At 73.6% G+C, this 9,355-nt stretch carries 5 protein-coding genes; 3 read left to right on the top strand and 2 right to left on the bottom strand.

The window, feature by feature from the left end; all coding sequences use genetic code 11:
- Together RIN80_RS11365 and RIN80_RS11360 are read left to right on the top strand one after the other, a co-directional pair.
- Positions 1-3,294: HAMP domain-containing protein (locus RIN80_RS11365; RefSeq protein WP_309095424.1), on the top strand; the 3,294-nt coding region annotated here is incomplete at its 5' end.
- A gap of 97 nt (positions 3,295-3,391) precedes the next feature.
- Positions 3,392-5,911 carry a SpoIIE family protein phosphatase gene (locus RIN80_RS11360; RefSeq protein ID WP_309095423.1) on the top strand — a complete coding sequence of 840 codons (2,520 nt, stop codon included), beginning with the start codon at positions 3,392-3,394 and terminating at the stop codon, positions 5,909-5,911.
- Between the two features lie 33 nt (positions 5,912-5,944).
- On the opposite strand, the gene RIN80_RS11355 is transcribed toward RIN80_RS11360, so the two are convergent.
- Positions 5,945-6,541 (bottom strand): TetR/AcrR family transcriptional regulator, encoded by a 597-nt coding sequence (locus RIN80_RS11355; RefSeq protein WP_309095422.1) that lies wholly within the window; start codon positions 6,539-6,541, stop codon positions 5,945-5,947.
- 140 nt (positions 6,542-6,681) lie between these two features.
- On the opposite strand from RIN80_RS11355, the gene RIN80_RS11350 reads away from it, so the two are divergent.
- Positions 6,682-7,608, top strand: a complete 927-nt coding sequence (locus RIN80_RS11350; RefSeq protein ID WP_309095421.1) for an NAD(P)-dependent oxidoreductase — start codon at positions 6,682-6,684, stop codon at positions 7,606-7,608.
- A gap of 139 nt (positions 7,609-7,747) precedes the next feature.
- Here RIN80_RS11350 and RIN80_RS11345 read toward each other — a convergent pair whose 3' ends face one another.
- A complete protein-coding gene (locus tag RIN80_RS11345) occupies positions 7,748-9,262 on the bottom strand; it encodes an MFS transporter (RefSeq protein WP_309095420.1) in 1,515 nt (504 codons plus the stop codon).
- Positions 9,263-9,355 lie beyond the last annotated feature (93 nt).

Genomic DNA, 9,355 nt, shown 5'->3' with positions numbered 1-9,355 from the left:
ACCATCAACACGATGGTCGACCAGCTCTCCGCCTTCGCCGACGAGGTCACCCGCGTCGCCCGCGAGGTCGGCACCGAAGGACGCCTCGGCGGCCAGGCGCAGGTGCGCGGGGTGTCGGGCACCTGGAAGGACCTCACCGACAACGTCAACGTGATGGCCTCCAACCTGACCGGCCAGGTCCGCTCCATCGCCCAGGTCGCCACCGCCGTGGCCCGCGGCGACCTGTCGCAGCGGATCACCGTCGAGGCCAAGGGCGAGGTGGCCGCGCTCGCCGAGGTCATCAACACGATGGTCGACACGCTGTCGGCGTTCGCGGACGAGGTCACCCGCGTCGCCCGCGAGGTGGGCACCGAAGGACGCCTCGGCGGCCAGGCGCACGTGCCGAACGTCGCCGGCACCTGGAAGGACCTCACCGACAACGTCAACTCGATGGCCAACAACCTCACCGGCCAGGTGCGCAACATCGCGCTGGTGACGACCGCCGTGGCCAAGGGCGACCTGTCGAAGAAGATCGACGTCGACGCGCGCGGCGAGATCCTCGAACTGAAGACGACGATCAACACGATGGTCGACCAGCTCTCCGCCTTCGCCGACGAGGTCACGCGTGTCGCCCGCGAGGTGGGCACCGAGGGCCGGCTGGGCGGCCAGGCCGAGGTCGAGGGCGTCTCGGGCACCTGGAAGCGCCTGACGGAGAACGTCAACGAGCTGGCGGGCAACCTGACCCGGCAGGTGCGGGCGATCGCCGAGGTGACCAGCGCGGTCGCCGAGGGCGATCTGACCCGCTCGATCAACGTGGAGGCGTCCGGCGAGGTCGCCGAGCTCAAGGACAACATCAACTCCATGGTGGAGTCCCTGCGCGAGACCACCCGGGCCAACCAGGAGCAGGACTGGCTCAAGACCAACCTCGCCCGGATCTCCGGGCTGATGCAGGGCCACCGCGACCTGCCGGTGGTCGCCGAGCTGATCATGGACGAGCTGGTCCCGCTGGTGTCGGCCCAGTACGGCGCCTTCTACCTCGCCGAGGACGGCGAGGACGGGCCCGAGCTGCGGCTCGTCGGCTCCTACGGCTACCCGGAGGACAGCACCCGGCCGACCCGGATCGCCTTCGGCCGCACCCTGGTCGGCCAGGCCGCGCGCAGCCGGCGCACCATCGTCGTGGACGAGCTGCCGCCCGACTACGTCACCATCTCCTCGGGGCTCGGCCAGGTCGTGCCGTCGGCGCTGGTGCTGCTGCCGATCGTGGTGGAGGGCCAGGTCCTCGGCGTCATCGAGCTGGCGTCCGTCACCGCGTTCACCCAGATCCACCGGGACTTCCTCGCGCAGCTGATGGAGACCCTGGGGGTCAACCTCAACACCATCGTGGCCAACGCGCGGACCGACGAGCTGCTCGTCGAGTCGCAGCGCCTCACGGCCGAGCTCCAGGCCCGTTCCACCGAGCTGCAGGTGCAGCAGGAGGAACTCCAGCGCTCCAACGCGGAACTGGAGGAGAAGGCCTCGCTGCTGGTGGCCCAGAACAGGGACATCGAGGCGAAGAACCTGCAGATCGAGCAGGCCCGGCAGGAGCTGGAGACCCGTGCCCAGCAGCTGTCGCTGGCCTCCAAGTACAAGTCCGAGTTCCTGGCCAACATGAGCCACGAGCTGCGCACCCCGCTCAACAGCCTGCTGATCCTTGCCCAGCTGCTGGCGCAGAACCCGTCCCGCAACCTCACGCCCAAGCAGGTCGAGTACGCGCAGATCATCCACTCCGCCGGTTCGGACCTGCTCCAGCTGATCAACGACATCCTCGACCTGTCCAAGGTGGAGGCGGGGAAGATGGACGTCGCGCCCGAGCGGGTGGCGCTGCGCCAGCTCATCGAGTACGTCGAGGCCACCTTCCGGCCCATGACGACGCAGAAGAGCCTGGAGTTCACCGTCACGACCGCGCCGGGCGCCCCCGCCGACCTTCTCACGGACGACTCCCGGCTGCGCCAGGTGCTGCGCAACCTCCTGTCGAACGCCGTGAAGTTCACCGAGCAGGGCGGCGTGGAGCTGAGCATCGAGCCCGCGGCGGACCACGAGGTGCCCGAGGGCGTGGTCCGGGGCGGCGCCGTGGTGGCCTTCCGGGTGAAGGACACCGGCATCGGCATCCCGGAGCAGAACCTGGAGACGATCTTCGGCGCCTTCCAGCAGGCGGACGGCACGACGAGCCGCAAGTACGGCGGCACCGGCCTGGGGCTGTCCATCACGCGGGAGATCGCCCAGCTGCTCGGCGGCGCCGTCACGGTGGACAGCACGCCCGGGCAGGGCAGCACGTTCACGCTGTTCCTGCCGGTCGCCCGCCCCGACTTCGAGGAACTGCTCAACCACGGCAGGGCCCCGGAGCGGGACTCGGCCGAGGCCCTGCCGCAGGACTCGTCGCAGTCGGTGCCGGTGCCCCAGATCGGGCCGGGACCGCGGCCCCGGCGTCTGCTCGTCGTGGAGGAGCGGCCGCGCGGTCTGCTCACCCTCGTCGCGGAGAGCGTGGTCGCCGACCTGACGCACGGCCGGTCCGACGGCGGGCGGCCCGCCGTCGACATCATCACCGCCGTCGGCGCGCAGGAGGCGGCCGGTGCCCTCGCGGCCGACCCGTGCCACTGCGTCGTCCTGGAGCTGGGCATGGGCGACGGCGAGGCGTCCCGGTTCCTGCAGGCTCTGGAGGGCGACTCGGCGCTGGCGAGCGTCCCGGTGCTGGTGCACAGCAGCCACCCCACGGACATCGCCCTGGACGACGAGACGCTGCGCGCCCGGACGGCGGGCGGGGCGCTGGAGCTGCTGTCCAGCCTCGACGAGCTGCGTGAGCGGATCGCCCTGCACCTGTCCGCTGAGGAACCCGGTGACGTGCTGTCCCTGGTCCGGCCCGAGGAGGCGCAGGCGCTGACGCCGCCGGTGGTCGACGACGCCTCGGCGGGCCGCACCGTCCTGGTCGTCGACGACGACGCGCGCAACCTCTTCGCCCTGAGCGGCATCCTGGAGCTGCACGGCTTCCGGGTCCTGCACGCGGAGAACGGGCGCCGGGGCATCGAGACGCTGGTGAACAACCCGGATGTCGCCATCGTGCTGATGGACGTGATGATGCCGGAGATGGACGGGTACACGGCGACCGCGGAGATCCGCAAGATGCCGCAGTACGCCGACCTGCCGATCATCGCCGTGACGGCGAAGGCGATGCCCGGCGACCGGGACAAGAGCATCGCCTCGGGCGCGAGCGACTACGTCACCAAGCCGGTCGACACGCGCGACCTCATGGCCTGCGTCCGCCGCTGGCTGCCCGCGTGAGCACGTCGGTGCCCGACCCGCACACCGGCGGGCCGGGCACTCCGCAGGGCAAGCCGTTCCGCGCCACCGGGCGCTGAAGCCGAGGAGCATCCACACCGTGAGCATGTCCGAGCAGCCGAGCGAACCGCAGGCCGACGAGCCGCAGCGCGACTTGGCCGGCCTGGCGTCCGCAAACCCGTCGGGGACGGCGGAGGCCGCCCAGCGGGAGTCCGACGAGCGGTGGGTGGTCCCCGACGGGCAGGTGGCGTCCCCCGAGGCGCTGCTGTCGGAACTCGGCGGTGTCTCGACCAGCTCACCGGTGGGGCGGCTGGCGGCCACCGTGGAGCGGCTCAGCCGGGAGGTACGGGCCGCCCAGGCGGAGGCCGAGGGGCGTGCCCTGATCGAGCTCGCCAAGGGCGTCCTGATCGAACGGCTGAAGTGCGGTCCGGCCCAGGCCGCCCGCCAGCTCTCCGAGCTGGCCGAACAGGCGCAGGTCAGTCCCTTGGAACTCGCCGTCGACGTCATCAACCAGGCCGCCCGGGACCGGATGTCCGAGGTGACCGACGCGTTCCTGGCCGCCACCAGGGCCTCCGACGAGGCGGAGGCCGAGTCGGCCGCCGTGCGGCTGCGCGCGGCCGAGAGCGGTGTGCTGGCGGCGGACGACACCCAGGCCGTGGCGGACGCCCTGCTGGAGCAGGCGCTGCGCCCCCTCGGCGCGGTGGCCGTGGCCATATGGGCCGCGGGTCCCGACGGTTCGCTCACCCTGGCGGGCAGCGCCGGCTTCTCCCTCGCCGAGGCCACGCGCTGGCGCTACGTCCCGCCGGAGGTGGTGACGGTGGCGCGGCGGGGCCTCGTCGAGCGCGAGGGGCACTGGATCACCGCCCTGAAGGAGACCGGGCTGCCCACGATCGGGCTGCACCACCATCCGGACGGCGGCCGGGCCGCCCTGCCCGCCGGCACCGGGGGGCGCGTCCACGGGGTGCTGGAGATCGCCTGGCCCGAGCCGCTGGAGCCGCAGCGCCCGCAGATCGTCCGGCAGGTGGAGGCGCTGGCCGAACTGTGCGCGCACACGCTGGAGATGTACACGCCGCTGCCGACCGGGGCCCAGGAGCCGCGTGTCGTGCCGGACGCCGCCGAGCTGATGGACCTGGCCGACGGGCTGCACGATCCCGCCCTGGTCCTGGTGCCGCACCTGGACCAGGGCGGGCATCTGGTGGACTTCCGCATCCAGCACGTCAACGACCGCTTCCTCGATCCGGCCGGCCGGCCCCGGGCGGTGGTCAACGGCGCGCTGCTGCTGGAGGCCTATCCGATGGCCGCCGGTGACAGCGAGCTGTTCCAGCGCGTCGAGCGCGTCTACGCCACCGGTGAGCCCTTCCGGGCCCGGCGGATGAGCCTGACCGCCCTCGTCGACCAGGTGCCGCTGTCGGCGATCGCGGACATCAGCATCAGCCGGCACGGCACGTCGGTGCTCCTCATCTGGCGGATCGAGGACGAGACGGCGCGGCTGGCGAGCCTGCTGCAGAACGCCCAGCGCCTCGGCCGGATCGGCGGGTTCGAGGAGAACGTCCTGACCGGTGAGATCACCTGGAACGGGCAGCTGTTCGACCTCTACGGGCGCCCGCAGTCGAGCACGCCGGTGCCCCTGGAGGAACTGCCCGTCCACGCCCACCCGGACGACGGCGTCTCCATCCGCCGTTTCCTGCGCACGCTGCTGCACCACCGGCGTCCGGCGTCCGCGGCCTTCCGGTTGCAGCGGCCGGACGGGGTGACCCGGCACATCCGGATCGTCGCCGAGCCGGTGCTCGACACCGACGACCGGCTGCTCCTGGTGCGCGGCGCCTGCCAGGACATCTCCGCGCAGCACTGGACGGAGGTGGCGCTGGCCGCCACCCGCGACCAGCTGGCGCACACCGAGCAGCAGGCCACCGAGCGCAACCGGCTGACCCTGCAGCTGCAGCACGCCATCATGCCGCCGACGCAGGCGCCGTTGCAGGTGGCCGGCCTGCAGGTGGCGGTCCGTTACCGGCCGGCGGAGACCGAGCAGCTGGTGGGCGGCGACTGGTACGACGCCGTCGTCCTGCCGTCCGGGATGGTGCTGCTGTGCGTCGGGGACGTGGCCGGGCACGGCATCGAGGCCGCGACCAGCATGGTGGTGCTGCGCAACGCGCTGCGTGGCCTGGCGGTGACCGGCGCCGGGCCGGGGCAGCTGCTGTCGTGGCTGAACATCGTGGCGCACCATCTGACGGGCGCCGTCACCGCGACGGCGGTGTGCGGGCTGTACGACCCGCAGCGGCGCACCCTGCGCTGGGCCCGGGCGGGCCACCTGCCCCCGGTCCTGGTCCGGGACGCGGAGGCGGCCCCGCTGCCGCTGGGCAGCGGTCTCCTGCTGGGCGCGGTCCCCGAGGCCGCGTACGAGGAGAAGGAGATGCAACTCGCCGCCGGGGACACGCTGCTGATGTACACGGACGGCCTGATCGAACGCCGGGACCGGCCGGTGGAGGAGTCGCTGACCCATCTGCTGACCACCGCGCGCGCGGCCCCCACCACCCTCGACCAGCAGCTGGACCGCCTGCTGACCTACAGCAGGTCGGACACGGACGACGACACGTGCATCGTGGGCATCCGGGTGGGCTGACCGCCGGGTGGCGGCGGCACGCGCGGCGGCCGGTCAGCCGTCGGTGCGCGCCGCCGCGTCGAGCAGCGGCCCGAGTTCTCGGGCGACGGTCGTCAGGGGGCGGACGTCCCGCTCGGCCCGGGCCAGGAGGATCGCCCCCTCCAGGGCGCTGATCATCAGCGTGGCGAGCTGCCCCGCCCGTTCCTCGGGCACGCCCGTCTCGACCAGGGCCCCGGCGACCGCCGAGGTCCAGGCGGTGAACGCGGCGGACGCGGCCTCCCGGGTGGAGGGGGCCGACTCGGCGCAGTCCACCGTGGCGGCGGCCACCGGGCAGCCGCCCGCGAAGCCGGCGGTCTCGTACTCGTCGGTCCACTGCCGCACCATCGCGGCGAACAGCCCGCTCGGGGTCGGCTCGGGCAGCGCGGCCAGGTAGCGGGCGACCCGGCCCGCCGCGTAGCGGCCCGCCCAGCCGAGGGCCTCCTCGACCAGCTGGGTCTTGCCGCCGGGGAAGTAGTGCTGGAGCGACCCGCGCGGGGCGCCGGCCTCGGCGGCGACCTCGCGCATGCCGGTGGAGACGACGCCGTCGCGCCGGATCAGCTGGGCCGCGCTGAACACCATCCGCTCGCGCGGCCCCCGTTCCGACACCGCCATCGCCGACCTCCACCACCGCGTCCACTCGCTTCGCCCCCACCCTATGACCGGTGTCATAAACCCGGCTACTATGACCGCTGTCATAACCGAGGGCGGCAGGAGCGGCGCGGCCCGCGCCGGGCCACAAGAGGCGGTGCATCGTGGACGTCGGTTTCATCGGCCTGGGGGTCATGGGGCAGCCCATGGCACTCAACCTCGCCCGTGCCGGGACGCCGCTGGTGGTGTGGAACCGCACCGCGCAGCGGTGCGCACCGCTGCGGGCCGCGGGCGCCGAGGTCGCCGCGAGCGCGGCCGAGGTCTTCCGGCGGTGCGGCACGGTGTTCCTGATGCTGGCCGACGAGGCCGCCGTGGACGCGGTGGTGGGGCGAGGCGCCCCGGACTTCGCCGCGCGCGTCGCCGGACGCACCGTCGTCCACATGGGCACGACGTCCGCGGAGTTCTCCAGCGCCCTCCAGGACGACGTCCGCGCCGCGGGCGGACGGTACGTCGAGGCACCGGTGTCGGGGTCGCGCGTCCCGGCCGAGCGGGGCGAGCTGGTGGGAATGCTGGCGGGTGACGACGCCGCCGTGGCGGCCGTACGGCCCCTGCTCGCCCCGATGTGCCGGGAGGCGTTCGGGTGCGGGGCCATCCCGGGCGCGCTGCTGATGAAGTTCTCGGTGAACCTGTTCCTGATCACGCTGGTCACGGGGCTCGCCGAGGCGTTCCACTTCGCGGACCGGCACGGCGTCGACCGGCGGCTGCTCCGGGACGTGCTGGACGCCGGGCCGATGGCCAGTGCCGTCTCCCGGGTCAAGGCGCCGAAGCTGCTGGAGCGCGACTTCGCCGTCCAGGCGGCCGCCGTCGACGTCCTGAAGAACAACCGCCTGATCGCCGAGGCCGCCCGCGCGGCGGACCTGGCGTCCCCGCTCCTGGACGTCTGCCACGCCCTCTACGAGGAGACCGTCGCGCGGGGCCACGGCGCCGAGGACATGGTGGCGGTCCTGCACGCCCTGGAGGCCCGGACGGCGTCGGCCACCGGCACGCCGCGTCCCCCGGACCCCGGGACCACGTCGGCACCGTCGGTCTGACGTGCGGTCCTGGGCCGTTTGACCAATGTCCCGGGACAGCACACCCAGCCCGCCGCGCGCGGCCCGGCCCCCGGGCAGCGGCGGCAGGGTGCGCGGTGAGCTGCCGGACCCCGCGCCTGCGCCCGCGCCCGATCGAGGTTCAGCTCTGCCGGGCGTGCACCGGGCTGTTGGCGACGTCGTCCGGGCAGGTGGGGTGCTCCTTGCGCGAACGCCGGTCGCGCCGCCAGTCGAACGCCGCGAGGGCCAGGGAGGCCGCCATGCCGACGATGCCGGCGACCAGCGCGAGGAAGAGGGCGCCGCGGTAGTCGTCGTCACGGTGGCCGAGCACCAGGTAGAAGAGGCCGGGCAGGGCCGCTGTGCCCACGGCGGCGCCGAGCCGCTGCCCGGTCTGCAGCGCGCCGCCCGCCGCCCCGGCCATGTGCACGGGGACGTCCCGCAAGGTCATGGTGATGTTGGGCGAGATCACGCACCCGCCGCCGAGGCCGCCGAGGAACAGGGCCGGAGCGGACAGCCAGGGCGCGACGCCGATCGGCGCGAAGCGCAGCAGCAGCGCGGTGCAGCCCAGCCCGAGGATCACCCCCGTGAGCCCGCCCACGGTCAGCAGCCGCCCGAGCCGGTCCACCAGCCGGCCGGAGACGGCGGCCGCGCAGGCCGAGCCGACGGCGAAAGGCGTCACGGCGAGGGCGGACCGCAGCGGCGAGAAGCCGAGCCCGTGCTGGTAGAAGAGGGCGAAGACCAGCCAGATGCCGCTGAAGCCGATGAAGTAGAGCGTGCCGACGCCGGCGCCGACGGCGTAACCGCGCACCTCGGTGAACAGGCGCGGGTCGAGCAGCGGCTGGGTGCCCCGGGCCAGCAGGCGGCGCTGCCACAGGGTGAAGACGACGAGCAGGGTGGCGCCGACGGGGAACAGCCACCACAGTCGGGTGAGGCCGCCGCCCTCGGCCTGCACCAGCGGGTACATCAGCGCCAGCACGCCGAGGCCGAGGAGCAGCACGCCGGGCAGGTCCACGTGTCCACGGCCGGACCGCCGGGTGCGGGGCAGCAGGCGGCGGCCCAGGAGCACGGCGAGGATGCCGATGGGGACGTTGATGTAGAAGATCCACCGCCAGCCCTGGGGGCCGTCGGCCAGCGCCAGGATCAGCCCGCCGGCGAGCGGGCCGACCGCGGAGGAGATGCCGACGGTGGCGCCGAAGAAGCCGAAGGCGCGTCCGCGTTCCGCGCCCCGGAACATCTGCTGGATGAGCGCGGAGTTCTGCGGTGCCATGAAGCCGGCCGCCAGGCCCTGGGCGAGGCGGGCCGCCACCAGCAGGGCGATGCTGGGAGCCGCTCCGCAGGCCGCGCTGAACAGCACGAAGCCGCTGAGGGCGAGCAGGAAGATGCGACGCCGGTCCAGCGCGTCGCCGAGGCGGCCGGCGGTGACCAGGGCCAGGCCGAAGCTCAGGGCGTATCCGGACACCACCCACTGCACCTGCGCCGCGGAGGCGTGCAGCTCCCGCTGGATGGTGGGCAGGGCCACGGCCACGATCGACACGTCCAGCAGGCTCATGAAGCCGGCGACCAGGGTGACCCACAGGGCCCGCCAGCGGCGCGGCTCCGGCTCGTGGTCGCTCTCCGCTGTGCCCCGGCTCCCGCCGCCCGGCGCCGATGCCGTCACATGAGCTCCTTCCGCCAGGGGCCGACCCGGGCGAACCAGGTTCCCCACCAGGGCACCAGCACACACGACCGGACGCGCGTCCGCGACCGCGGG

It is taken from the genome of Streptomyces sp. (assembly GCF_031181705.1).
Lineage (GTDB): Bacteria > Actinomycetota > Actinomycetes > Streptomycetales > Streptomycetaceae > Streptomyces.
Note: the sequence above shows the minus strand (reverse complement) of the source record. Positions and strands in the feature narration are given on the sequence as shown.